This window comes from Streptomyces sp. H39-S7, from assembly GCF_027158205.1.
In the GTDB taxonomy this organism is placed as follows: Bacteria; Actinomycetota; Actinomycetes; order Streptomycetales; family Streptomycetaceae; genus Actinacidiphila.
In genome coordinates this window covers 119,896-143,295 of the sequence record NZ_JAPVLU010000018.1, presented here as the reverse complement: position 1 = coordinate 143,295, position 23,400 = coordinate 119,896, and the positions used below count along the sequence as shown (strand labels likewise).

Genomic DNA, 23,400 nt, shown 5'->3' with positions numbered 1-23,400 from the left:
ACTTGGTGTCCGCATGACGGACATATGGGAGGCTGGCCATGGCCCGTTCACCCGCAGTACGGCCATGAGTCGAACGGCGCTGCGAGATTGCGCCGCATGGACACACCACGTATGGGTATCGCGGACAAGCTCGCCGACCGGATGAGCATGGCCGAACAGCACGAATACCTGCGTTCCCGGCTGACGCGCCGCGGGGTCATCCGCGGCACCGTCGCCGCCGCCGGGGCGGTGGCGGGCGCCGGACTGCTGAGCGGCACCGCGAACGCCGCCTCGCCCTCCCCCACCCCGCTGGGCAGGCCCGCGACCGGGCACCACGTCAGCGGCTCCCTCGTCGCCCCCTTCGCCCGCCATCTCGCCTTCGGCGCGGACCCCAAGACCCAGTTCCGGGTCTCCTGGCAGGTCCCGCTCGCGGTCAAGAAGCCGTTCATCCGGGTGGGCCTCAAGCCGTGGGCCCTCAGCCACAAGATCCAGGCCGAGGTCCGCGCGCTGCACACCCCGCAGCTGCTCAACAGCAAGCTGCCGCCGGTGGACCAGTACTACCTGCACGCCGCGCTGGACGGGCTGCACCCCGGCACCACCTACTACTACGGCGTCGGCCACGAGGGCTTCGACCCGGCCTCCGGCCAGGCGTTCGGCACCATCGGGAGCTTCACCACCGCGCCCGCGCGCAGCGGTGAGCGCTTCACCTTCACCGCCTTCGGGGACCAGGGCGTCAGCTACCACGCGCTCGCCAACGACAGCCTGATCCTGGCGCAGAACCCGGCGTTCCACCTGCACGCCGGCGACATCTGCTACGCCGACCCGGCCGGTTCCGGCCAGCAGTCCGACTCCTCCGTCTACGACGCGCGGACCTGGGACCAGTTCCTGGCCCAGACCGAGTCGGTCGCGGCCCGCGTCCCGTGGATGGTGACGACCGGCAACCACGACATGGAGGCCTGGTACTCCCCCAACGGCTACGGCGGCCAGGAGGCCCGCTGGAGCCTGCCGGGCAACGGCCCCGACGCGAAGAAGCTGCCGGGCGCGTACTCCTTCGTCTACGGCAACACGGCCGTCGTGGCGCTCGACGCGAACGACGTCTCGTACGAGATCCCGGCCAACTACGACATCAGCGGCGGCAAGCAGACCGCGTGGCTGGAAAAGCGCCTGGGCGAGCTGCGCCGGCAGCGCGGCGTCGACTTCATCGTGGTCTTCTTCCACCACTGCGCCTTCTCGACCACCAACGCGCACGCGTCCGACGGCGGCGTGCAGGAGAAGTGGGTGCCGCTCTTCGAGAAGCACCAGGTCGACCTGGTCGTCAACGGCCACAACCACGTCTACGAGCGCACCGACGCGATCCGCGGCGGCAAGGTCTCGAAGCCGGTCGCCATCGGCGACACGGTCCACCCCGAGCGGGACGGCGTCGTCTACGTGACGGCCGGCGGCGCGGGCCGCAGCCTCTACGACTTCCCGGCGCCCGACTCGTTCGAGGGCCACGAGCACCACGTCGACTCGGTCGCCACCTGGCACTCGGCCAAGGGCGGCGGCAAGGTCACCGAGAACGTCACCTGGTCGCGGGTCCGCTACACGGGCTACTCGTTCATCGCGGTCGAGGTGGAGCCGGCGTCCTCCGGACGGACGGCCACGCTGACGGTCTCCGCACTGGCGGAGACGGGCGAGCGCGTGGACCACTTCACGGTAGCCCGGAGGGCGAAGTGAAGAACCAGCACAGCACGGTGGCGCGTAGGGCTCGCTGAGCACGTTCTTCAAGCGCCGGACGGGCTTTTCAGCCCGTCCGGCGCCTCGTTCGTGTACCTGGCGCGCCGCGCTAGCGGGCCTCGTGGCCGGTGCTGCCGCCGTTGTCCCGGCGGTCGAGCGAGCGCTGCAGTGCCTTCATCGCGTTCTCGCGTGCGGTCTCGTCCATGGTGATCAGCTCCAAAGGAAGATCAAGGAGATGGTTGTCGCCATAGAACGGGGCGGGGAACGTGCGCCGCAGGGGGTGACCTGCGAAAGGGCGCGGGTTCGCATCCGCCGATCGCTGGTGGAGCGATTCGTTCGGCTCCCACAAAGCTAGGCCAGCACCGCCGTTATGTCTCCACAGTTACTCGGACTTCCTACTATCTGAGACGGAGACCACCCGGACGCAGGCCGCCCCCGCGCCCGGATGGGGACCGGAGTGCGGGGGCGGCGGTATGCGGTCGGGCCGCAGCAGGGCGGATCAGCCCTGGTGGGGGTACCGGTAGTCGGTCGGCGGGACGAGCGTCTCCTTGATGGAGCGGGTCGACGTCCAGCGCATCAGGTTGGACGCGGCGCCGGCCTTGTCGTTCGTACCGGAGGCGCGGCCTCCGCCGAACGGCTGCTGCCCGACGACCGCACCCGTCGACTTGTCGTTGATGTAGAAGTTGCCGGCGGCGAAGCGCAGCTTCTCCATCGCGTCCACGGCCGCGGTGCGGTCCTGAGCGATGATCGAGCCGGTGAGGGCGTACGGCGAGACGGCTTCCATCTGGGCGAGCATGGCGTCGAATTCGTCGTCCTCGTAGATGTAGAGGCCGAGGATCGGGCCGAAGTACTCGTCGCGGAAGATCTCGTTCGCCGGGTCGGTCGAGACCAGGACGGTCGGGCGGACGAAGTAGCCGACCGAGTCGTCGTAGGTGCCGCCGGCGACGACCTCGACCGTCGGGTCGGACTTCGCGCGGTCGATGGCCGCCTTGTTCTTGGCGAAGGCACGCTCGTCGATGACGGCGCCGATGAAGTTCGACAGGTCGGTGACGTCACCCATGGTGATGCCGTCGACCTCGGCCGCGAACTCCTCCTTGAAGCCGTTCTCCCAGATGGAGCGCGGGATGTAGGCGCGGGAGGAGGCCGAGCACTTCTGGCCCTGGTACTCGAAGGAGCCACGGGTCAGCGCGGTCTTCAGGATCGCCGGGTCGGCGGAGGGGTGGGCGACGACGAAGTCCTTGCCGCCGGTCTCGCCAACGAGACGCGGGTACGTCTTGTAGTTCTCGATGTTGTTGCCGACCGTCTTCCACAGGTGCTGGAAGGTCTTGGTCGAGCCGGTGAAGTGGATCCCGGCGAGGTCCGGGTGGGTGAGCGCCACCTCGGAGACGGCGATGCCGTCACCGGTCACCAGGTTGATGACGCCCTTGGGCAGGCCGGCGGCCTCCAGGACGCGCATCAGCAGCACGGCGGCGTGCGTCTGCGTCGGGGACGGCTTCCACACGACCGTGTTGCCCATCAGGGCGGGGGCGGTGGGCAGGTTGCCCGCGATGGCCGTGAAGTTGAACGGCGTGATCGCGTAGACGAAGCCCTCCAGCGGCCGGTGGTCGCTGCGGTTCCACACGCCGGCGCTGCTGATCGGCTGCTCGGCGAGGATCTGCCGGGCGAAGGAGACGTTGAAGCGCCAGAAGTCGACCAGCTCGCACGGGCAGTCGATCTCCGCCTGCTGGGCGGTCTTCGACTGGCCGAGCATGGTCGAGGCGGCGAGCGTCTCGCGCCACGGGCCGGACAGCAGGTCGGCGGCGCGCAGGATGATCGCGGCGCGGTCGTCGAAGGAGAGCGCGCGCCAGGCCGGGGCGGCGGCGAGGGCGGCGTCGACGGCGTCCTGCGCGTCCTTGGCGGTGGCGTTGGCGTAGGTGCCGATGCGGGCGCTGTGATTGTGCGGCTGCACGACGTCGAAGCGCTCGCCGCCACCCATCCGCTGCTCGCCGCCGATGGTCATCGGCAGGTCGATCGGATTGCCGGCCAGCTCCTTCAGCTTCGCTTCGAGCCGGGCGCGCTCGGGGGATCCCGGGGCGTAGGAGTGGATCGGCTCGTTCACCGGCGTGGGGACCTGGGTCACAGCGTCCATGTAAATGCGCTCCTAAGGGTGAGGGTCACTCAGCGGGGATGAGGGTTGCTCAACGGCTGGGGAGGAAGGAACGGAGGAAGAAGGCGAGGTTGGCCGGACGCTCCGCGAGACGGCGCATGAAGTATCCGTACCAGTCTGCGCCGTAAGGCACGTAGATGCGCATGCGCTCGCCGTCCTGCGCGAGGCGGCGCTGCTCGGTGGTGCGGATGCCGTAGAGCATCTGGAACTCGTAGCTGCCGGACTTGCGGCCGTAGAGGGCGGCCAGCTCCTGGGCGATGGCGATCATGCGCGGGTCGTGCGAGCCGATCATCGGGTAGCCGTCACCGGCCATGAGGATCTTCAGGACGCGCACGTACGCCTTGTCGACCTCAGCCTTGGACTGGAACGCGACGCTCGCGGGCTCCTTGTACGCGCCCTTCACCAGACGCACGCGCGAGCCGGCGACGGCCAGCTGCCTGGCGTCGTCCTCGGTGCGGAACAGGTACGACTGGATGACGGCGCCGGTGTCCGGGTGCTCCTTGCGCAGCTCGGCGAGGATCCCCAGGGTCGAGGCGACGGTGGTGTGGTCCTCCATGTCGAGGGTGACCGTGGTGCCGATCGCGGTGGCGAGTTCCGCGACCTCGCGGACGTTCTCCAGCGCGATGTCGTGGCCGCCGCCGGGCAGCGCCTGCCCGAACGCGGAGAGCTTCACGGAGACCTCGGCGCGCGTGCCGAGGCCTTCGGTCTCCAGCGCCCGCAGAAGGGCCAGGTACGCGTCGCGGGTCGCGCTCGCGGTGGCCGCGTCGGTGACGTCCTCGCCCAGGTGGTCGAGGGTGACCTCCAGACCCGACGCGGTGAGCTCGCGGACGTTGTCCAGGGCCGGACGCAGTTCGTCACCGGCGACGAAACGGTTCACCACAGGGCGGGTGACCGGCGCGGCGGCGACGAGGCGACGCATGCGGTCGCTGCGCGAGGCGGCGAGCAACACAGGACCGAGCACGGGGGCTCCTTCAGGATCAGAGCATGAACAGGCAGCGACACCGCGAAATCTAGGGTTCACCTACCCCGTGAACCATCGACACCTGTCACGCATCCGTGCGGCATCCCTCATACAGATGTAAGAGAGAATGAAGGGGTGCGAGAGGACTACGAGGAACTGGTCGACGAGGTGTCCGCTCTCGTCGGCGCGCCCGCGACCCTGGAGGACCGCGATTTCCGGCTGATCGCCTTCGGCGCGCACGACAGCGACGACGGCGTGATGGACCCCGTCCGCACCCGCTCGATCCTGACCCGGCGCTCGACGGCCGAGGTCCGCTCCTGGTTCGAACGCTTCGGCATCGCCCGCGCCACCGGCCCGGTGCGCATCCCCGCCGCCCCGGCGGCCGGTGTCGTCCGGGGCCGGATCTGCCTGCCGGTGCGGCATCGCGGCATCGTGCACGGCTATGTGTGGCTGCTCGACGATTCGGACGCCGGGCCCGACCCCGATCCGCGGCTGGTCGCCGCGATGGAGGTCTGCGACCGGATCGGCGACCGGCTGGCCGCCGAGTCCCGGGCGGGCGCCGACGTCGGCCGTGAGCTGCGCGCGGCGCTGACCGCGGGCCCCGGCGAGCGGCGCGAGGCCGCGCGGGACGCCCTGAGCAAGGCGCTCGGGCCGGACGCGGACGAGGTGCACGCGCTCGTGTGCGTCCTGGGCTGGACGGCTCCTCCGGCGCTGGACGGCGCCACGCTCCCCGCCGACGGGTCGCGGGAGCTGCCGGGGATCCGCACGATCCCGGGCGCGGCCGCGCTCTGCTGGATCCCGGCCCCCGGGCCGGTCGGCGCCGACCCGCTGGCCATCCTGGTCCGGCTGCGCTCCGCCCAGCACGTCTCCCCCGCCCGCGCGGCTGCGACGCGACTGCTGGAGACATCGGCCGCGCCCGGCGCCATGGCCGGCTTCGGCGAGCCGGCGCGCGGTCTGGACGGGCTGTCCGAAGCCTGGCGGCAGGCGACCGCGGCCGCCCGCGCGGCACGGGTCCAGCCCCGGCTCGCGCCGGTCGCGGACTGGGCGGACCTCGGCCCGTACCGCATGCTCTCGGCGCTCCCCGGCGGAACCGCCCCCGACCCCGCCGTGCTCCCCCTGCTGGAACCGTCCCACCGCGAACTCGCCCGCACCGCCGAGGTCTACCTGGACTGCGCGGGCCAGGCCGGCCGCACGGCCGCCGCCCTCGCCATCCACCGCCAGACCCTCTACTACCGCCTCTCCCGCATCGAACAGCTCACCGGCCTCGACCTCGACGAGGGCGAGGACCGGCTGCTGCTGCACATGGCGCTGAAGGCGGCGCGGCTGTAGAAACGGCCCGGCCGGGTCCTAGAGACGGTCGATCTCGGTGAGATCGATGTCGATGGTGAAGGGGACGGGGACCTTGAGCCGCTCGTGGTGGATGCCCGACGGAACATAGGTACGGGTCATCGTGTCGAGCTCGTAGACGTAGACGACCGGCTGCCGGCCCTCACCCTTCTCGACCCGCCAGAAGTGCGGGATGCCCGCCTCCGCGTAGAGCTGGGGCTTGCGCTTGCGGTCCCGCTCCTCGGATTCGGGCGAGACGACTTCCACGGCGAGGATGACGTCCGCGGCCTCGTAGCCGGTTTCGTCGGCAGTCTCGGAAACCGCTGCGGCCCGCACGATCGAGATATCCGGCTCAGGCCGATTGGACCGGTTCAGGACGACAGTCATCTCGCGCAGCACACGGAACTTCTCCGGGACAGCCTGCCGCAGAAGCGTGCTCAACAGATCCACGGCCAACATGTGGAAATACTTCTGCGGGCTCACGAAGACAAGGCTCCCGTCGATCAGTTCTGTGTGCGGCGGGAGATCGGGGATGCGGTCGAGGTCGTCCGCGGTGAATCCGCCCGGAGGCGGGAAAGCCCAGGCCGGTAGCGGTTCGGCAGTCATGATTCCTCCCATGGACGGGATTCTGTCCGCAGCGTTCAGCGTAGCGGGAGGGAATGACGAAGCCGCCCTTCATATGAGTGAAGGGCGGCTGCGTCGCTGACGCTGCGACCTCAAGCGGTCGGTGTCTGCGGTCAGTCCGTCAGGTCCACCGCGCGCGACGACGTCGCGCCGATCTCCGTGGCGATCTCGGCCAGGGCGGCCGGGGGGATGCAGGAGTCGACGGTCAGGGCCACGAGGGCCTCGCCGCCGACGGCCGCGCGGGCGACCTGCATGCCGGCGATGTTGACGCCGGCCTCGCCGAGGATGCGGCCGATCGTGCCGACGACGCCGGGGCGGTCGGTGTAGCGGAGGAAGGCCATGTGGTCGGCGAGGACCAGGTCCACGTCCTCGTCACCGACGGCGACGATCTTCTGGATGTTCTTCGGGCCGGCCAGCGTGCCGGAGACCGACACCTCCGTGCCGTCCGTCAGAGTGCCGCGCACGGTGACCATGTTGCGGTGGTCGGGCGACTCGCTCGACGTGGTCAGCCGGACCTCGACACCGCGCTCCTGGGCGAACAGCGGCGCGTTGACGTAGGAGACGGTCTCGGCGACGACGTCCTCGAAGACGCCCTTGAGCGCGGAGAGTTCGAGCACCTTCACGTCGTGCTGGGTGATCTCGCCGCGTACCTCGACATCGAGGCGGGCGGCGACCTCGCCGGCCAGTGCGGTGAAGATCCGGCCGAGCTTCTCGGCGAGCGGCAGGCCCGGGCGCACGTCCTCGGCGATGACGCCGCCCTGGACGTTGACCGCGTCCGGTACCAGCTCGCCGGCGAGGGCGAGGCGGACGGACTTGGCGACGGCGATGCCGGCCTTCTCCTGCGCCTCGTCGGTGGAGGCACCCAGGTGCGGGGTGGCCACCACGTTGTCGAACTGGAAGAGCGGGGAGTCGGTGCACGGCTCCTTCGCGTAGACGTCCAGGCCCGCACCCGCGACGCGGCCCTCCTTGAGGGCCGAGGCGAGCGCCTCCTCGTCCACGATCCCGCCGCGCGCGGCGTTCACGATCCGGACCGAGGGCTTGACCTTGTGCAGGGCCTCGTCACCGATCAGCCCGAGGGTCTCGGGGGTCTTCGGCAGGTGGACGGTGATGAAGTCGGAGACCTCCAGCAGCTCGTCCAGGCTGAGGATCTTGACACCCATCTGGGCCGCGCGAGCGGGCTGGATGTAGGGGTCGTACGCGACGATCTTCATGCCGAACGCGGACATGCGCTGGGCGACCAGCGCGCCGATGCGGCCGAGGCCGACGACGCCGAGGGTCTTCTCGGCCAGCTCCACGCCGGTGTACTTGTTCCGCTTCCACTCGCCGTTCTTCAGCGCCGAGTTGGCCGGCGCGATGTTGCGGGCGGTGGCGATGAGCAGGCCGCAGGCCAGCTCGGCGGCGGTGACGATGTTCGAGGTCGGCGCGTTGACGACCATGACACCGGCCTTGGTGGCGGCGGCCACGTCGACGTTGTCGAGACCGACGCCCGCACGGGCGACGACTCGCAGCTTGGGCGCGGCGGCGATGGCCTCCGCGTCGACCTTGGTGGCGCTTCGGACCAGGATGGCGTCGGCATCCTTGATCGCGGAGAGCAACTCACCCCGGTCGGCGCCGTTGCAGTGCCGGATGTCGAAATCCGGCCCCAGCGCGTCGACGGTAGCGGGCGACAGCTCTTCGGCGATGAGTACGACAGGCTTCTGGCTCACGTGGTCCTCACTTGTCCTTCGTGGGCGGCCGGTCCCGCGGACGCTCCAGGGAGGGAGGGGATGGCATGCCGCGTGGAAGACGCACGACGCTGTGAGCCTGACGCGCTTTGTAGTTGCAGTGTATCGGCGCCGCCGAGTGCGGCTTGTGCCTTGGTGGAAGGATCACCCGCACGTGGCTGTACGCCGTGGACAACGGTGCGGGGCGGCCACTGCGACCGCCCCGCACGCGACGGGGCTCACGCCTCGTCGTCGACCCAGCTCATGAGCTTGCGGAGCTTCTTGCCGGTGGTCTCCAGCAGGTGGTCCTGGTCGGCCTTCTTGTACTCGTTGTACTTCGGCAGACCGGCCTCGTACTCGGCCATCCAGTTCTTGGCGAAGGTGCCGTCCTGGATCTCGGCGAGGACCTTCTTCATCTCGACCTTGGTCTGGTCGTTGATGATGCGGGGGCCGGTGACGTAGTCGCCCCACTCGGCGGTCTCGGAGACCGACCAGCGCATCTTCTCCAGGCCGCCCTCGTACATGAGGTCCACGATCAGCTTGAGCTCGTGGAGGCACTCGAAGTACGCGATCTCGGGCTGGTAGCCGGCCTCGACGAGGGTCTCGAAGCCCGCCTTGACGAGCGCGGAGGCGCCGCCGCAGAGGACCGCCTGCTCGCCGAAGAGGTCGGTCTCGGTCTCCTCGGTGAAGGTGGTCTTGATGACGCCGGCGCGGGTGCCGCCGATGCCCTTGGCGTAGGACAGCGCGAGCTCGAACGCCTTGCCCGTCGCGTCCTGCTCGACACCCGCGATGCACGGGACGCCGCGGCCCTCGACGTACTGGCGGCGGACCAGGTGGCCCGGGCCCTTCGGGGCGACCAGGGCGACGTCGACGTTGGCCGGCGGCTTGATGAAGCCGTAGCGGATGTTGAGGCCGTGGCCGAAGAAGAGCGCGTCGCCGTCCTTGAGGTGGTCCTTGATGGACTCCTCGTAGACCTTGCCCTGGAGCGGGTCCGGGACCAGGATCATGATGACGTCGGCCTCGGCGGCGGCTTCGGCGACGGAGACGACCCGCAGGCCCTCCTCCTCGGCCTTGGCCTTGGACTTGGAGCCCTCGTGCAGGCCGACGCGCACGTCGACGCCGGAGTCGCGCAGCGACAGCGCGTGGGCGTGACCCTGGCTGCCGTATCCGATGACCGCGACCTTGCGGCCCTGGATGATGGAGAGGTCGGCGTCGTCGTTGTAGAACAGCTCGGCAGCCACTTGGGATATCTCCTTGGTTCTGTGGATTGCCCACACAGTACGTCCGGTGGGCGGAGGAAAGCGCGTCGGTCTCGCCATGCGGTCCCACCGGGGGCGGGACCGCAGCACGGCTGAGCTTCGGGAGGTACTACGCGGAGCGGTCGAGGGCCCGCAGGGAGCGGTCGGTGATGGAGCGGGCGCCGCGCCCTATGGCGATGGTGCCGGACTGCACCAGCTCCTTGATGCCGAAGGGTTCCAGCATCTTGAGCATCGCTTCGAGCTTGTCGGCGCCGCCGGTGGCCTCGATCGTGACGGCCTCCGGGGAGACGTCCACGGTCTTGGCGCGGAACAGCTGGACGATCTCGACGATCTTGGAACGGGACTCGTTGTCGGCCCGAACCTTCACCAGAACGAGTTCACGCTGAACGGCGGCCGAGGGCTCCAGTTCCACGATCTTCAGGACATTGACCAGCTTGTTGAGCTGCTTGGTGACCTGCTCCAGCGGGAGCTCGTCGATCACGTTCACGACGATGGTGATGCGGGAGATCTCGGGGTGTTCGGTGGTGCCCACCGCGAGGGAGTCGATATTGAAGCCGCGGCGGGAGAACAGCGCGGTGATCCTGGCCAGGACGCCGGGCTTGTTCTCCACCAGGACGGAGAGCGTGTGCTTGGACATGTCGCTTCGTTCCTTCTCTCGGTCCTGCGCCTCAGTCTTCCTGGCCGTCGCTGAAGTCCGGGCGGACATCGCGGGCGGCGAGGATCTCGTCGTTGGAGGTACCGGCGGCGACCATCGGCCACACCATGGCGTCCTCGTGGACGATGAAGTCCACGACCACCGGGCGGTCGTTGATCGAGTTGGCCTTGGCGATGACCGCGTCCAGCTCGTCCGGGCTCTCGCAGCGCAGACCCACGCAGCCCATCGCCTCGGAGAGCTTGACGAAGTCCGGGACGCGGGTGCCGCGGTTCACCGTCGAGCCGACGCCGACCGTCGAGCCGCTGTTCGAGTTGGTCTCACCGGCGTGCAGCACGGTGTTGGAGAAGCGCTCGCCGTAGAAGAGGTTCTGCCACTGGCGGACCATGCCCAGGGCGCCGTTGTTGATGATGGCGACCTTGATCGGGATGTTGTTCAGCGCGCAGGTGACCAGCTCCTGGTTGGTCATCTGGAAGCAGCCGTCACCGTCGACCGCCCAGACGGTCGCGCCGGGGACGCCGGCCTTGGCGCCCATCGCTGCGGGCACCGCGTACCCCATGGTCCCGGCGCCGCCGGAGTTGAACCACGTGTTGGGCTTCTCGTACTTGATGAACTGCGCGGCCCACATCTGGTGCTGGCCGACGCCGGCCGCGAACAGGGTGCCCTCGGGGGCGAGCTGGCCGATCCGCTCGATGACCTGCTGCGGGGAGAGGCTGCCGTCGTCCGGGGTGTCGTAGCCCAGCGGGTAGGTCTCGCGCCAGCGGTTGAGGTCCTTCCACCAGTCGGCGTAGTCGCCCTTGTGGCCGGCCTCGTGGTCCGCCTGGACCGCGACGATCAGGTCGGCGAGGACCTCGCGGGCGTCACCGACGATCGGCACGTCCGCGGCGCGGTTCTTGCCGATCTCGGCGGGGTCGATGTCCGCGTGCACGATCTTGGCGCCCGGGGCGAAGGTGTCGAGCCGGCCGGTCACCCGGTCGTCGAAGCGGGCGCCGAGCGCGATCAGCAGGTCGGACTTCTGCAGGGCGGTGACCGCGGTGACGTCGCCGTGCATGCCGGGCATGCCGACGTGCTGCGGGTGGCTGTCGGGGAACGAGCCGAGCGCCATCAGCGTGGTGACGACCGGGGCGCCGGTCAGCTCGGCCAGGATCCGCAGCTCGGCGGTGGCGCGGGCCTTCATGACGCCGCCGCCGACGTACAGCACCGGGCGCTTGGCCTCGTTGATCAGCCGGGCGGCCTCGCGGATCTGCTTGGCGTGCGGCTTGGTCACCGGGCGGTAGCCGGGCAGGTCCATCTGCGGCGGCCAGGAGAAGGTCGTCTGGTTCTGCAGGGCGTCCTTGGCGATGTCGACGAGGACCGGGCCGGGACGGCCGGTGGAGGCGATGTGGAACGCCTCGGCGATGGTCCGCGGGATGTCCTCGGCGCGGGTCACCAGGAAGTTGTGCTTGGTGATCGGCATCGTGATGCCGCAGATGTCCGCCTCCTGGAAGGCGTCGGTGCCGATCGCCTTGGAGGCGACCTGGCCGGTGATCGCGACCAGCGGGACGGAGTCCATGTGCGCGTCGGCGATCGGGGTCACGAGGTTGGTGGCGCCCGGTCCCGAGGTGGCCATGCAGACGCCGACCCGGCCGGTGGCCTGCGCGTAGCCGGTGGCGGCGTGGCCGGCCCCCTGCTCGTGGCGGACCAGGATGTGGCGGACCTTGACGGAGTCCATCAGCGGGTCGTAGGCCGGCAGGATCGCACCGCCAGGGATACCGAATACGGTGTCGGCGCCGACCGCCTCGAGCGAGCGGATGAGGGACTGCGCGCCCGTCATGCGCTCTGGGGCGGTGGGCTGCTGTCCCCCGTTGCGGGCCCGCGCTTGCGGATGGGGGGCCCCGGTGGCCTGCTCGGTCATCTGCGTTCTCTTCTCTCGAAGATGAGTTTTCTTCTGGGTGCCAGGCAACAAAAAACCCCTCGTGCCGTCAGGCAAGCGAGGGGAGCGCGTCGGTGCGTTTTCCAAGGCGATGGTGGGCCTCGGTCAGCCGACGCGCTTTCCAAGTACGAGAATTCGGGTGCGCATGAACACGACCCTCTCCCTGGACCCCTTGGAGTGTCAAGCGGGTGGGACGGGCGTCTCAGCATTTGAGCGAAGGGGATCACCCGATCCGGTGGTTCCGTTGCGCCGCACGGGGAGTGGACCGCCGGTCAGGGCGGTGGAGCCATGCGGTACGGGGTAGCCGCCGCGGGTCAGGGAGCCCCTCAGCCGGTGCTCGTCGAGCGGCCCGGAGAAGGCCATGCCCTGGCCGTGCGTACAGCCCATGGCGCGCAGCGCGACGACCTGCTCGGGCCGGTCCACCCCGTCCGCCACGGTGCGGATGCCCAGGTCCTCGGCGATCCGCAGCATGCCCGCGGTGATCTTGTGCAGCCGGGCGGATTCGACGATGCCCTCGACGAAGCTCCGGTCGATCTTGAGCAGGTCCACCGGGAGGCGGCGCAGCGCGGTCATCGCGGCGTAGCCGGTGCCGAAGCCGTCCAGAGCGATCTGGACACCGAGGCGGCGCAGCGCCGACAGCCTGCGCTCCAGTTCCTCCATGGAGATCCGCGGGTCGTTGTCGGTCAGCTCCAGCATCAGTCCGCCGGTGGGCAGCTCATGGCGGCTCAGCAGGGTCTCGATGCTGCCGAGCGGCAGGTCCCGGTGCATCAGCCGGCGGACGGACATCTTGACGGCCACCGGCACGGCGTGGCCGGATCCGTGCCGCAGCGCGGCCTGCTCGACCGCCTCCTGCAGCAGCCAGCGGCTCAGCTCCGCGGTGCGGTCGGTGTCCTCCGCCACCCGCAGGAACTCGGCGGGGGTGAAGAGGATGCCCTGGGCGGAGCGCCAGCGGGCCTGTGCCTCGACGGCCGTCACCCGGCCGGTCCGCAGCTCGACCACGGGCTGGTGCAGCAGGGTGAACTCCCCGTCGTGCAGGGCGTTGCGCAGCCGGGTGGCCAGTTCGGCACGGCGCACCACGTCGGCCTGCATCTGGGGCGCGTACATCTCGACGCGGCCCTTGCCCGCCTGTTTCGCGCGGTACATCGCCAGGTCCGCGTTGCGCATGAGTTCACTGGGGGTGATACCCGGCTCGGCGAACGCGACGCCGATGCTGGCGGCGACCCGGACCTCGCCGGACTCGACGCGGTACGGCTGGGAGAGCGCGGACCGCAGCCGGTCGGCGATCTCGTGGATCTGGTACTCCCGCACCTGCCGGTCGGCACTGCCGCCACAGATGAGGGCGGCGAATTCGTCGCCGCCCAGCCGTGCCGCCGTGTCGCCGGAGCGAACCGACTCCTGAAGCCGCCGGGCCGCCTGGACGAGCAGTTCGTCGCCGGCCTGGTGGCCGACCGTATCGTTGACCGCCTTGAATCCGTCGAGGTCGACGAAGAGCACCGCCGCCTCGCCGTCGCCGCTGCGGCGGCCGCCGAGCGCCCGGCTCACCCGCTCGGTGAACAGGGCCCGGTTGGGCAGGTCGGTGAGGGGGTCGTGCGAGGCGTTGTGCTGGAGCTGGGCCTGCAGGCGCACCCGTTCGGTCACGTCACGGCTGTTGAAGATCAGCCCGCCCTGGTATCGGTTGACGCTGGACTCCACATTGAGCCAGCCGCCGCCGTCCCTGCCGCGCCCGGCGCGGATGCGGCATTCGATGCGCGTAGCGGGCTCCGCGGCGGGTGAGGCGGCGAGAAACCTGCGGACCTCGTGCACCACCCGCCCCAGGTCCTCGGGGTGGATGTGCGAGGCGAGCTCGGTGCCCACCATGTCCTCGGCGTCCCGCCCGTACACGCCCCGGGCCGCGGGGCTCACGTAGCGCAGTATGCCGGTGGGCGCGGCGATCATGATGACGTCGCTCGAACCCTGCACCAGGGACCGGAAGTGGTTCTCCTTCTGGGCCAGTTCCTGGGTGAGCGAGATGTTGTCGAGCAGCATGATGCCCTGGCGGACGACGAGCGCCAGGACGACGGTGCAGCCGGTGAGGAGCACCACATGGTCGGTCTTGCGGCCGTCGATCACGTTGTACAGGATGCCGAGGGTGCAGACGCCGGCCGCGAGGTACGGGACGAGCGCGGCCAGCGAGCCCGCGACCTTGCGGCTGGAGTGCGCGAGGGAGCGCGGGTCCACCCGGGCGGCGTCACGCCGGCCGGCCCAGGGGGCGTAGGCCAGGAGCATGCTGCCGGCGAACCACCCGGCGTCCAGGATGTGGCCGGACTGGTAGTGCTCGCGCCAGAGCGGGGAGCGGAACAGCGCGTCGCACAGCACGGTCAGCGCCAGGGCGGCGATGGCGGTGTTGACCGCGACCCGGTTCGCCGGGGAGCGCCGGAAGTGCAGCGCCAGCACCATGCTGGCGAGCGCGATGTCGAGCAGCGGGTAGGCGAGGCGGAGCGCGGCCTGGGCGGCGCTGAGCCCTTCCAGGCTCGCGTCGTTCGCCAGTGCGAGGCTCCAGGCCAGGGTGAGCAGCGAGCCGCCGACGAGCCAGGCGTCCAGCCCCAGGCAGACCCAGCCGGCCCGGGTCACCGGGCGCTTGGCGAGCATCAGCAGGCCGATGATGGCCGGTGGGGCGAAGAGCAGGAAGAAGAAGTCGGCGATCGAGGTCTTCGGCAACGTGCCGTCCAGCACCACCTCGTACCATCCCCAGGTTCCGTTGCCGAGCGCCACCATGGCGGACGAGCCGGCGAACAGGAACCAGGTGGGCCGTTGGCGGCCGGTGAGGGTCCGGGCGTAGACGAACGAGGAGACGCCGGCCGCGGCCGCTGCGGCGGCGAGCCCGAAGTCACCCATGATGTCGGCGAGCCAGGTCGATCCCCAGCCCACCGCCGCGCCGGTCGCGTAACCTCCGCAGAGCGCGGCGACCAGGAGCTGGGGCACCAGCCCGGCCCGGCCGGTGTGGGCGGGCGGCTGAGCGATCACCGCCCCGGTCGAACTCACCGTGTGGCCCCGTATCGCTGTCGCGGTACACCGCGGTACCGCGTCAGGTCGTCCCGCCATTGGCCGTGCATCACCCGTCGCCCCCCTTGCTTGCCGACCTTTCGCGCGCCGCCGCCCACCCATGGGAAACCCCTGGGTGTCCGTGACGCGTCCCCCGGTCGGGACGATACACCAGACCCGTCACTCAGGGACATAGTTCCTCTACACAGCGTGACCGCAGGGCAGGTCGCCGACACGCAGTGCGGTCGCGGGGTCTCGCACCCTCTCCACCTGCGACGTCAGGTCGTGGTGACCACATTGTTGAGCGGCTCCCCGGTGGCGAAACGGAACAGCTGTGCGCGCAGCAGTCGCTTGGCCCTCGGGAGGAACGCGGAGGTGCTGCCGCCGACGTGCGGGCTGATGAGCAGGTTCGGAGCGTGCCAGAGCGGGTGTCCGGCGGGCAGCGGTTCGGGGTCCGTGACGTCGAGTGCCGCGTGAAGCCGTCCGGACTCCAGTTCGGACAGCAGCGCGGTGGTGTCGACGACGGGCCCGCGCGCGACGTTCACCAGGAGCGCGCCGTCCCTCATCCGGGACAGGAACTCCGCTCCCACCAGCCCCCTGGTCACCTCGGTGAGCGGGGTGGAGAGCACCACCACATCGGCCTGGGGCAGCAGCTCCGGCAGTTCGGCGAGGGCGTGCACCGGGCCGCGCGGGGAGGGCCGCGCGCTGCGGGCGACCCGGACGACGTCGCACTCGAACGGCACGAACCGGTCCTCGATCGCGCTGCCGATCGCGCCGTAGCCGATGATCAGTACGCTCTTGTCGGCGAGCGCGGGGTAGAAGCCGTCGTGCCATTCCTCGGCGTCCTGGCCGCGCACGAAGCGCGGGATGCCGCGCAGCGAGGCGAGGGTCAGCGCGAGGGTGAGCTCCGCGGTGCTCGCCTCGTGCACGCCGCGTGCGTTGCACAGGCGCACGCCGGGCGGCAGGTCCCCGAGGTGTCCGGCGACCTGGTCGGTGCCCGCGCTCAGGGTCTGCACGACGCGGAGGCCCGACATCCGCGGCAGCGGCCGGCGGGCGACCTCCGCTCCCTTCATGTACGGGACGACGTAGAACGCGGCGGTCGACGGGTCCGCCGGGTACGCGTCGGCGCCGTCCCAGAAGACGTAGTCCAGATCCGCGGGCAGCGGGCCGATCTCCTCGGCCGGGATGGGCAACCAGACCTGGGGCCGGTGGTTCAGCAACGTGTCAGCCATGGTCAGGAGGCTATGCGACGCACTGTCCGAGGAGGGCGTTACCTTGGTCCACGCCCCTGTCGGGGCGTGGTGAAGGGGGCAGGCCAGGTGGAGCGCAGGACAATCGGTGCAGCAGCTCTCGAAGTGGGCGCCGTGGGCCTGGGATGCATGCCCATGAGTTGGGCGTACAGCGCTTCGCGGCAGGACGGCGAGGAGTCCCTGCGGGCGGTGCACACGGCGCTGGACAACGGGACCTCGCTGCTGGACACGGCCGACATGTACGGCCCGTTCACCAACGAGCTGCTGGTCGGGCGGGTGCTGCGGGAGCGGCGGCAGGACGTGTTCGTCTCCACCAAGTGCGGTCTGCTGGTGGGCGAGCAGCACATCGTGGCCAACGGGCGGCCCGGCTACGTCAAGCGGGCCTGCGACGCGTCGCTGCGGCGCCTGCAGACCGATGTCATCGACCTCTACCAGCTGCACCGGATCGACGCCGAGGTCCCGGTCGAGGAGACCTGGGGCGCGATGGCGGAGCTGGTGGCGGCGGGCAAGGTGCGCTCGCTCGGGTTCTGCGCGGTCGGAGCGCGCGGCAACCGGCGTACGAACAAAGGGGGCACGCGCGGCGCATCCGTGGAGGGGTGGCGGCGGGAGACGGGCGGGCGGATGCACGAGGAGACGATTCGGCAGTTGGTGCGCGCGCAGCAGGTCTTTCCGGTGAGCTGTGTGCAGGCGGAGCTCTCGGTGTGGTCCACCGAGGCGTTGGAGTCGCTGCTTCCGTGGTGTGCCGCGCGGGGTGTCGGGTTCATGGCGGCGATGCCGCTCGGCAACGGCTTCCTCACCGGCACCCTGACCCCGGGTCAGGGCTTCGAGCCGAACGACCTGCGGGCCCGTCATCCGCGCTTCACCGCCGAGATGATGGCCGCGAACCAGCCGATCGTGGCGGGCCTGCGGCGAATCGCGGAACGGCACGGCGCGACCCCGGCCCAGGTGGCGCTGGCCTGGATACTGGACCAGGGGCCCGCGGTGGTCCCGGTGCCGGGCACGAAGACCGTGCGCTGGGCGGCGGAGAACGCCGGGGCGGCCGCGCTGCGCCTGGAGCCGGCGGACTTCGCGGAGATCGCCGGGCTGCCCGCCGTACGGGGCTCCTGGGACTGACCGTGCGGACCGGTCCTCGACGGACCGTGCGGACCGGCCGCGCGGGCCGGTGGTGACCGGCACGTGCGGGAGAACCCACAAGAGTCGCGCCGCGCGGGCCCGTTGTGTGCTGCAATTTCCCGGGGGTCGTCCCCGCCGTCCCAATCGGCGTCGGCACCGCGGGCCCAGCCCGTGATGCCATCGCGGGACACCACGAGGGAGGACCCGCCGTGCACCGCCGTACCACCACCGCGACCGCCGTGACCTCCGTGCTTGCCGCCGCCGCGCTGCTCGCGGGCTGCTCGTCGCCCGACGGCGCGGTCCCGGACCCGCCGGCCACGAAGGCGCCGGCCACCTCCTCCGCCGCCGTTCCCACAGCGACCACCGAGTCCCCGGCCTCCGAGTCCGCCGCGCCCGCGACCGGGACCGCGACGGTGACCGGGACCGTCGCCACCGGCCTGACCACGCCGTGGGGGGTGGCCGAACTCCCGGACGGGGCGCTGCTGGTCGCCTCCCGGGACACCGGGAAGATCCTCAGGGTCGACCCCGCCACCGGGAAGACCGCCGAGGTCGGCTCGGTGCCGGGGGTGGCCGGCGGGACGCCGGGCGGCGAGGGCGGCCTGCTGGGGCTCGCGATCTCGCCGTCCTTCGGCTCGGACCGCCTGGTGTACGCGTACTTCACCACCGCCGACGACAACCGCATCGCGCGCATGCTCTACGACCCCTCCAGGCCCGTGGGCCAGCAGCTGGGGGCGCCCGACACGATCCTGCGCGGCATCCCCAGCGGCACCAACCACAACGGCGGCCGGATCGCCTTCGGCCCCGACAAGATGCTCTACGCCGGCACCGGTGAGAGCGGGAACCGGCCGCTGGCCCAGGACAAGACGTCGCTGGGCGGGAAGATCCTGCGGATGACCCCGGACGGGCAGCCCGCGCACGGCAACCCCGAGGCCGACTCCGTCATCTACTCGTACGGCCACCGCAACGTGCAGGGCCTCGCCTGGGACGCGCAGGGCCGGCTGTGGGCGGCGGAGTTCGGGCAGAACACCTGGGACGAGCTGAACCTCATCGAGCCGGGCAAGAACTACGGCTGGCCGGTCGTCGAGGGGCAGGCGCACCAGGCGGGATACGTCGACCCGGTCGCGCAGTGGCACACCGACGACGCCTCCCCCAGCGGCATCGCCTACGCCGCCGGGTGCATCTGGATGGCCTCGCTGAAGGGTGAGCGGCTGTGGCGCATCCCGCTGGACGGCACGAAGGCCGCCGCGGCCCCGCAGCCGTTCTTCGTGAACACCTACGGGCGGCTGCGTACCGTGGTCACCCTGGAGGACGGCACCCTGCTGCTGTCCACCAGCAACACGGACGGGCGGGGCAACCCCAAGCCCGGCGACGACCGCATCCTGCGGTTGAAGGCCGGCTGAACGGCTCCCGGTTCCAGGAGAGCCGTTCGGCCGTCATACGGACGGGACGGTGAACAGCCGCAGCCGGTGTGCCAGCGCCGCCGCCTCGCCGCGGCCCGAGACATTGAGCTTGGCCAGGATGTTGGACACGTGCACGCTCGCCGTCTTCGGCGAGATGAAGAGCTCCTCGGCGATCTGACGGTTCGTCCGGCCGTCGGTGACCAGCCGCAGCACGTCGCGCTCCCGCGCGGTCAGGCCCAGTGCCTCGGCGGGATCGGCGGGTCCTTCCGGGGCGGCGAGCGCGGGCGCTCCCTCCCGGCCGTCCGGCTCGTGCAGCGCGATCCGGGCGCGCTGGGCGAGCAGCGTGACCTCGTCGGCGAGCGGGCGCGCGCCGAGCGCGTCGGCAGCCGTGTGGGCGAGTACGAGGAGCGCGCCGGCCTCCTCACGGCTCGCCCTGGCCTCCCGTGCCTCCCCCGTCTCGTGCCCGGTGGCCAGCAGCGCCTCGGCCCACCGGTAGCGGCTCTGGGCCAGCTCGTACGGGCGCTCCACCGGTTCGAAGGCGCGGACCACCGCGGCCCACCGCTCGGGCGCGGCCTGTCCCTCGGCGCGCGCGAGCTCCGCCTCGACGAGCAGGGCGTGCGCCTCCCAGACCGGCGCGAGCCGGGGCAGCGCGGACGCGGTCTCGCGGATGCGCCGCAGGTGCGCCGTGCGGTGCCGGTCGTCGACGGTCATCCAGGGCCCGTCCGCCTCGGCGGCGGCGCCGGCGGCCAGCAGCGGCCACCAGTAGCGCGAGGTACCGGGCACCAGGCCCCCGTCGAGCGCGTCGGCCAGGATCGCGCGCGCCTCGTCGAAACGGCCGCGCCGGACGGCGATCTCCAGCGTCAGCGTCCGGATGGGGACCATGTGCTGCGGCTGCGTGTCGTGCACGAAACTGTCCCGCGCGTCCTGCGCGTGCTCGTCGGCCGCCGCGTCCTGTCCGCGGCGCAGCGCCAGGAAGCCCAGGTAGAGCGCCTGGCCGCCGGCGGCCATCCGCCCGGACACGTTGCGGCGGGACCACAGGACGGCCTCCTCGCACTGTTCCCACAGCGCGAGGGAGAACAGCGACTCGCCTTCGTTGCCGCGCAGGTAGGCCCGCACGCTGCGGGTGGCGATCTCGCGGACGCGCTCGATGCCCTCGGCCGCGACGGCGAGGGCGTCCCGGGACCGGCCCACGCCCTCCAGGACCGAGGCGAGGTTGCCGTGGGCGCGGCCTATGAGTCCGGGCAGCCCGAGCTCGCGCGCCTCGCGGCAGACGTCCTCGGCCAGCGCCAGGCCGCCCTCGACGTCCCCGGAGTCGGCGAGGAGCAGCCCGAGGGTCAGCCGGGCGTTCAGTTCCGTCTCGCGCGCGCCCACCAGGCGGGCCAGGTCCACGGCCCGCTCCGCGGTGGTGATGGCCTCCTCGCCGGACTTGTGGATCATCATCCAGGCGGCGACGAAGGCGAGGACGTCGGCGTGGACGGCCGACGGCGGCATGCCGCGCAGGAGCTCCTGCGCGCGGGACACGTCCTCCCAGCCGTCACCCCGGCCCAGGTCCTGGACCAGCCGGGAGCGCTGGGCGCGGAACCAGGCGGCGCGCAGCGCGTCCTCCGTCTCGTCGACCAGCCGGAGCGCGCGCTTGGCCACGGCGAAGGCCCGTTCGGGCTCACCGCTCAGCCGGGCGGCCACCGTGATCTCCGCCAGCAGGTCCAGGAATCTCAGCGGGGAGTCGGGGTGGCAGCCGCACGGCGGATAGACCTCGGCGTAGTCCGCGGGGCGCAGCTCGCCGCGTATCTCCTCGGGGGTGTCCTCCCACAGCTCCAGGGCCCGCTCCAGCAGCCGGTGCTGCTCGGCGTAGGCGTGGCGGTGGCGGGCCTCGACGGAGGCGCGCAGCACGGCGGGCAGCGCCTTCGCCGGGTCGTGCGCGTAGTACCAGTAGCTGGCCAGCCTGGCGGCCCGCTCGTCCGTGCGGACCAGGCCGGGGCCGGCCTCCAGGGCCTGCGCGTACCGGCGGTTGATGCGGCTGCGTTCACCGGGCAGCAGATCGTCGCTGACCGCCTCGCGGACCAGGGAGTGCCGGAAGCGGTAACCGTCGCCGTCCTCGGAGGGCAGCAGGATGTTGGCGCCGACGCAGGCGCGCAGCGCCTCGATGAGCTCGTCCTCGCCGAGCCCCGCGACGGCGGCGAGCAGCGGGTACTCCACGGTGGTGCCGCCTTCGGCGACGATCCGGGCGGCGCGCTGGGCGTCCTCGGACAGGGTTTCGAGCCGCACGAGCAGCAGGTCGCGCAGCGAGTCGCTCAGACCGGAGTTGCAGCCCTGCTGGATGCTGACGGCCAGTTCCTCCACGAAGAACGGGTTGCCGTCGGAGCGCTCGAAGACCTTGTCCACCATGCCGCCCTCGGGCTCGGCGGCCAGGATGCCGGTGATCTGGCTGCGGACCTCCGCGCGGCTGAACCGGGACAGCTCGATCCGGCCGACCGTGCGCAGCCGGTCCAGCTCGGCGAGGAAGGGGCGCAGCGGGTGCCTGCGGTGGATGTCGTCGGACCGGTAGGTGGCCACGATCAGGAGCCGGCCGCGGTGCAGCGACCGGAAGAGGTAGGCGAGCAGCTCGCGGGTGGAGCGGTCGCCCCAGTGCAGGTCCTCCAGGACGAGGACGACGGTGCGGTCCGCCGCCAGCCGCTCCAGCAGCCGGGCGGTGAGCTCGAAGAGCCGTACCCGGCCGTCGTCGTCCTGCGAGTCGCGCCCGTCGCGCGCGATCTCGCGGTGCTCGCCGAGCTCCGGCAGCAGCCGTGACAGCTCGCCCGCCTGGTTGCCGGCCGCGGCCGTCAGCTCGTCCCCGAGCTGCCGGTAGAGCGAGCGCAGTGCCGTGGACACCGGCGCGAAGGGCAGGCCGTCCGCGCCGATCTCCACACAGCCGCCGACGGCCGTGACCGCGCCCGCCGCGGCGGCCGCCGCGAGGAACTCCTCGCCGAGGCGGGTCTTGCCGACGCCGGCCTCACCGCTGACGACCAGGCCCTGCGGCTCGCCCGCGTGGGCGCGGGCGAGCGCATCGGCGAGGCGCGTCATTTCGCTGTCGCGGCCGACGAAGACGGGGCTGACGGATTGGGTCTGCACGGTGCCGAGCATCCCACGGCGGTCCGACAGCGCAGTAACGGTTATCACTCAGGACGCCGCGTGGTGCCGTACGCCGCGCAGTACGCGACCCACCCGGCCGGTGTCCGTGGTCACCCGCCCCTCGCGGCGTGCCGCGCGCTGCGCACGGCGCTGTGCCTGACGCTCGCCGCGGCGGACGGCGATGACCGCGCGGGCCTGGTTCTCGTCCCGTGCCAGACGCTGGAGTTCGGTGGCGCGGACCCGGTGCAGTTCGAGCTCGTACATGGTGTGTTCCCCTTGGCTGAGCGGCTTGTTCCGCTGCACCAAGCTTCGTCGCCAAGGGGGGTGCGCCACATCGGGCAGCTGCCCGAACTCCGGTGGCCGGGGGTACTTAGACCGGGTGCCGCACGGGCGCGGGGGGCCTTAGAGCCTGAGGCCTCCGTACGCGGGACGTAAGGAGGCCCGGCATCACGACCTCGGATCACGACCTCGGATCACGACGCGGACGTGGCCGGGAGCAGCGGCAGGTCCGTGAAGACGTCGAACCACATGACCCCGGCGATCAGCAGGCCGAGCACGCCCAGGATGAGGCCGCCCCACGCGAGGGCCTGGCTCCAGTGGTTCCCCGCCGTGGCGGGTCGGCCGGGACGGAACAGGACGACGGCCGCGACCAGGATCGCGACCACGGCGAAGATGCCGTTGAAGAGCGCCACGGTGTGCCAGGGGGTGCCGTACGCGGCGGCGAGCTGGGCGTGCGGGGTGCCGCCGGAGGACTTGATGTTGCCGATCAGCTGCTCGCGGTCCTGCATGAGGTCGCCGATCCAGGTGCCGGTGAGCGACGACAGCCCGAGCCCGACCGCGACGACCGATGCCGCGGCGGCCGCCAGACCGGGCGCGCCCCGCGTTCCGGCCGGCTCGGCGTCGGAGCCGTCCTCCGCGGACGCGTCGTCGTCTTCTTCGAGGTCGTCCGTGAAGCCGTCCTCGTCGCGGGTCTCCGGGTCGACCACGACCTGCGCGGGTACGTCCGGGGTCTCCGTCTCCCGGTCGGTGGGGGCCTTGTCCAGTGCGTCGGTCTTGGGGGTGTCCATGGGACGAAACCGTAGGTTCCGTTTCTGAGAGGAGCCTGAGAGTTCGCTGCGTGCGATCTCCTTGTTACGGCCCGGCAACTGCGCTTGACCCGCCCGAGCCGGGGGCGGCAACCTGAACTCCCCCTGGCCGCAATGTTTTCCGCGCGACTCCAGGGTTATAGGG

At 71.3% G+C, this 23,400-nt stretch carries 16 protein-coding genes; 4 read left to right on the top strand and 12 right to left on the bottom strand.

Features of this window, described 5'->3' with window-relative positions; all coding sequences use genetic code 11:
* The first annotated feature begins 96 nt into the window (after positions 1-96).
* On the top strand, positions 97-1,695 hold the full coding sequence (locus O3X23_RS19365) for a purple acid phosphatase family protein (protein ID WP_269272682.1): 1,599 nt from the start codon (positions 97-99) through the stop codon (positions 1,693-1,695).
* Between the two features lie 499 nt (positions 1,696-2,194).
* Here O3X23_RS19365 and pruA read toward each other — a convergent pair whose 3' ends face one another.
* Both pruA and O3X23_RS19355 read right to left on the bottom strand, forming a co-directional pair.
* Positions 2,195-3,823, bottom strand: a complete 1,629-nt coding sequence (gene pruA, locus O3X23_RS19360; protein WP_269272681.1) for an L-glutamate gamma-semialdehyde dehydrogenase — start codon at positions 3,821-3,823, stop codon at positions 2,195-2,197.
* Positions 3,824-3,872: 49 nt separating this feature from the next.
* The gene (locus O3X23_RS19355) at positions 3,873-4,802 is read right to left on the bottom strand and encodes a proline dehydrogenase family protein (RefSeq protein WP_269272680.1); all 930 of its coding nucleotides are present in this window, start codon (positions 4,800-4,802) and stop codon (positions 3,873-3,875) included.
* Positions 4,803-4,937: 135 nt separating this feature from the next.
* Here O3X23_RS19355 and O3X23_RS19350 point away from each other — a divergent pair, with 135 nt between their 5' ends.
* Positions 4,938-6,131, top strand: coding sequence for a PucR family transcriptional regulator (locus O3X23_RS19350; RefSeq protein WP_269272679.1), 1,194 nt, complete (start codon positions 4,938-4,940; stop codon positions 6,129-6,131).
* Between the two features lie 18 nt (positions 6,132-6,149).
* Here the strand turns inward: O3X23_RS19350 and O3X23_RS19345 are convergent, their stop codons facing one another.
* The 7 genes from O3X23_RS19345 to O3X23_RS19315 all read right to left on the bottom strand — a co-directional run bounded on the left by O3X23_RS19345 (position 6,150) and on the right by O3X23_RS19315 (position 16,531).
* On the bottom strand, positions 6,150-6,734 hold the full coding sequence (locus tag O3X23_RS19345) for a Uma2 family endonuclease (RefSeq protein ID WP_269272678.1): 585 nt from the start codon (positions 6,732-6,734) through the stop codon (positions 6,150-6,152).
* A 131-nt stretch (positions 6,735-6,865) separates the two neighbouring features.
* Positions 6,866-8,458: a phosphoglycerate dehydrogenase gene (gene serA / locus O3X23_RS19340; protein WP_269272677.1), complete on the bottom strand. Its 1,593-nt coding sequence runs from the start codon at positions 8,456-8,458 to the stop codon at positions 6,866-6,868.
* Between the two features lie 236 nt (positions 8,459-8,694).
* Complete coding sequence (ilvC, locus tag O3X23_RS19335; RefSeq protein WP_269272676.1) at positions 8,695-9,696, bottom strand: ketol-acid reductoisomerase; 1,002 nt, start codon at positions 9,694-9,696, stop codon at positions 8,695-8,697.
* A gap of 127 nt (positions 9,697-9,823) precedes the next feature.
* Positions 9,824-10,351, bottom strand: a complete 528-nt coding sequence (gene ilvN / locus O3X23_RS19330; protein WP_269272675.1) for an acetolactate synthase small subunit — start codon at positions 10,349-10,351, stop codon at positions 9,824-9,826.
* Between the two features lie 31 nt (positions 10,352-10,382).
* Positions 10,383-12,260 carry an acetolactate synthase large subunit gene (locus O3X23_RS19325; RefSeq protein WP_269272674.1) on the bottom strand — a complete coding sequence of 626 codons (1,878 nt, stop codon included), beginning with the start codon at positions 12,258-12,260 and terminating at the stop codon, positions 10,383-10,385.
* A gap of 198 nt (positions 12,261-12,458) precedes the next feature.
* Positions 12,459-15,359 carry a putative bifunctional diguanylate cyclase/phosphodiesterase gene (locus O3X23_RS19320; RefSeq protein ID WP_443047896.1) on the bottom strand — a complete coding sequence of 967 codons (2,901 nt, stop codon included), beginning with the start codon at positions 15,357-15,359 and terminating at the stop codon, positions 12,459-12,461.
* A 218-nt stretch (positions 15,360-15,577) separates the two neighbouring features.
* Entirely contained in the window at positions 15,578-16,531 is a 954-nt protein-coding gene (locus O3X23_RS19315; protein WP_269272672.1) for a 2-hydroxyacid dehydrogenase, read from the bottom strand.
* A gap of 87 nt (positions 16,532-16,618) precedes the next feature.
* On the opposite strand from O3X23_RS19315, the gene O3X23_RS19310 reads away from it, so the two are divergent.
* Both O3X23_RS19310 and O3X23_RS19305 read left to right on the top strand, forming a co-directional pair.
* A complete protein-coding gene (locus tag O3X23_RS19310; RefSeq protein WP_269272671.1) occupies positions 16,619-17,662 on the top strand; it encodes an aldo/keto reductase in 1,044 nt (347 codons plus the stop codon).
* Positions 17,663-17,871: 209 nt separating this feature from the next.
* A complete protein-coding gene (locus tag O3X23_RS19305) occupies positions 17,872-19,062 on the top strand; it encodes a PQQ-dependent sugar dehydrogenase (RefSeq protein ID WP_269272670.1) in 1,191 nt (396 codons plus the stop codon).
* Between the two features lie 33 nt (positions 19,063-19,095).
* Here the strand turns inward: O3X23_RS19305 and O3X23_RS19300 are convergent, their stop codons facing one another.
* From O3X23_RS19300 to O3X23_RS19290, 3 genes are all read right to left on the bottom strand, one after another.
* Positions 19,096-22,182 (bottom strand): helix-turn-helix transcriptional regulator, encoded by a 3,087-nt coding sequence (locus O3X23_RS19300; protein WP_269272669.1) that lies wholly within the window; start codon positions 22,180-22,182, stop codon positions 19,096-19,098.
* A gap of 36 nt (positions 22,183-22,218) precedes the next feature.
* Positions 22,219-22,434: a hypothetical protein gene (locus O3X23_RS19295; protein ID WP_269272668.1), complete on the bottom strand. Its 216-nt coding sequence runs from the start codon at positions 22,432-22,434 to the stop codon at positions 22,219-22,221.
* 209 nt (positions 22,435-22,643) lie between these two features.
* Positions 22,644-23,237: a hypothetical protein gene (locus O3X23_RS19290; RefSeq protein WP_269272667.1), complete on the bottom strand. Its 594-nt coding sequence runs from the start codon at positions 23,235-23,237 to the stop codon at positions 22,644-22,646.
* Between the last annotated feature and the right edge of the window lie 163 nt (positions 23,238-23,400).

What these genes read in the sequence shown, in the direction of transcription:
- pruA (WP_269272681.1), bottom strand. Translation starts at nt 3,823, where the DNA reads ATGGACGCTGTGACCCAGGTCCCCACGCCGGTGAACGAGCCGATCCAC.
- O3X23_RS19315 (WP_269272672.1), bottom strand. Translation starts at nt 16,531, where the DNA reads ATGGCTGACACGTTGCTGAACCACCGGCCCCAGGTCTGGTTGCCCATC.
- O3X23_RS19325 (WP_269272674.1), bottom strand. Translation starts at nt 12,260, where the DNA reads ATGACCGAGCAGGCCACCGGGGCCCCCCATCCGCAAGCGCGGGCCCGC.
- O3X23_RS19320 (WP_443047896.1), bottom strand. Translation starts at nt 15,359, where the DNA reads ATGGCGGGACGACCTGACGCGGTACCGCGGTGTACCGCGACAGCGATA.
- O3X23_RS19365 (WP_269272682.1), top strand. Translation starts at nt 97, where the DNA reads ATGGACACACCACGTATGGGTATCGCGGACAAGCTCGCCGACCGGATG.
- O3X23_RS19295 (WP_269272668.1), bottom strand. Translation starts at nt 22,434, where the DNA reads ATGTACGAGCTCGAACTGCACCGGGTCCGCGCCACCGAACTCCAGCGT.
- O3X23_RS19345 (WP_269272678.1), bottom strand. Translation starts at nt 6,734, where the DNA reads ATGACTGCCGAACCGCTACCGGCCTGGGCTTTCCCGCCTCCGGGCGGA.
- O3X23_RS19290 (WP_269272667.1), bottom strand. Translation starts at nt 23,237, where the DNA reads ATGGACACCCCCAAGACCGACGCACTGGACAAGGCCCCCACCGACCGG.
- ilvN (WP_269272675.1), bottom strand. Translation starts at nt 10,351, where the DNA reads ATGTCCAAGCACACGCTCTCCGTCCTGGTGGAGAACAAGCCCGGCGTC.
- O3X23_RS19300 (WP_269272669.1), bottom strand. Translation starts at nt 22,182, where the DNA reads ATGCTCGGCACCGTGCAGACCCAATCCGTCAGCCCCGTCTTCGTCGGC.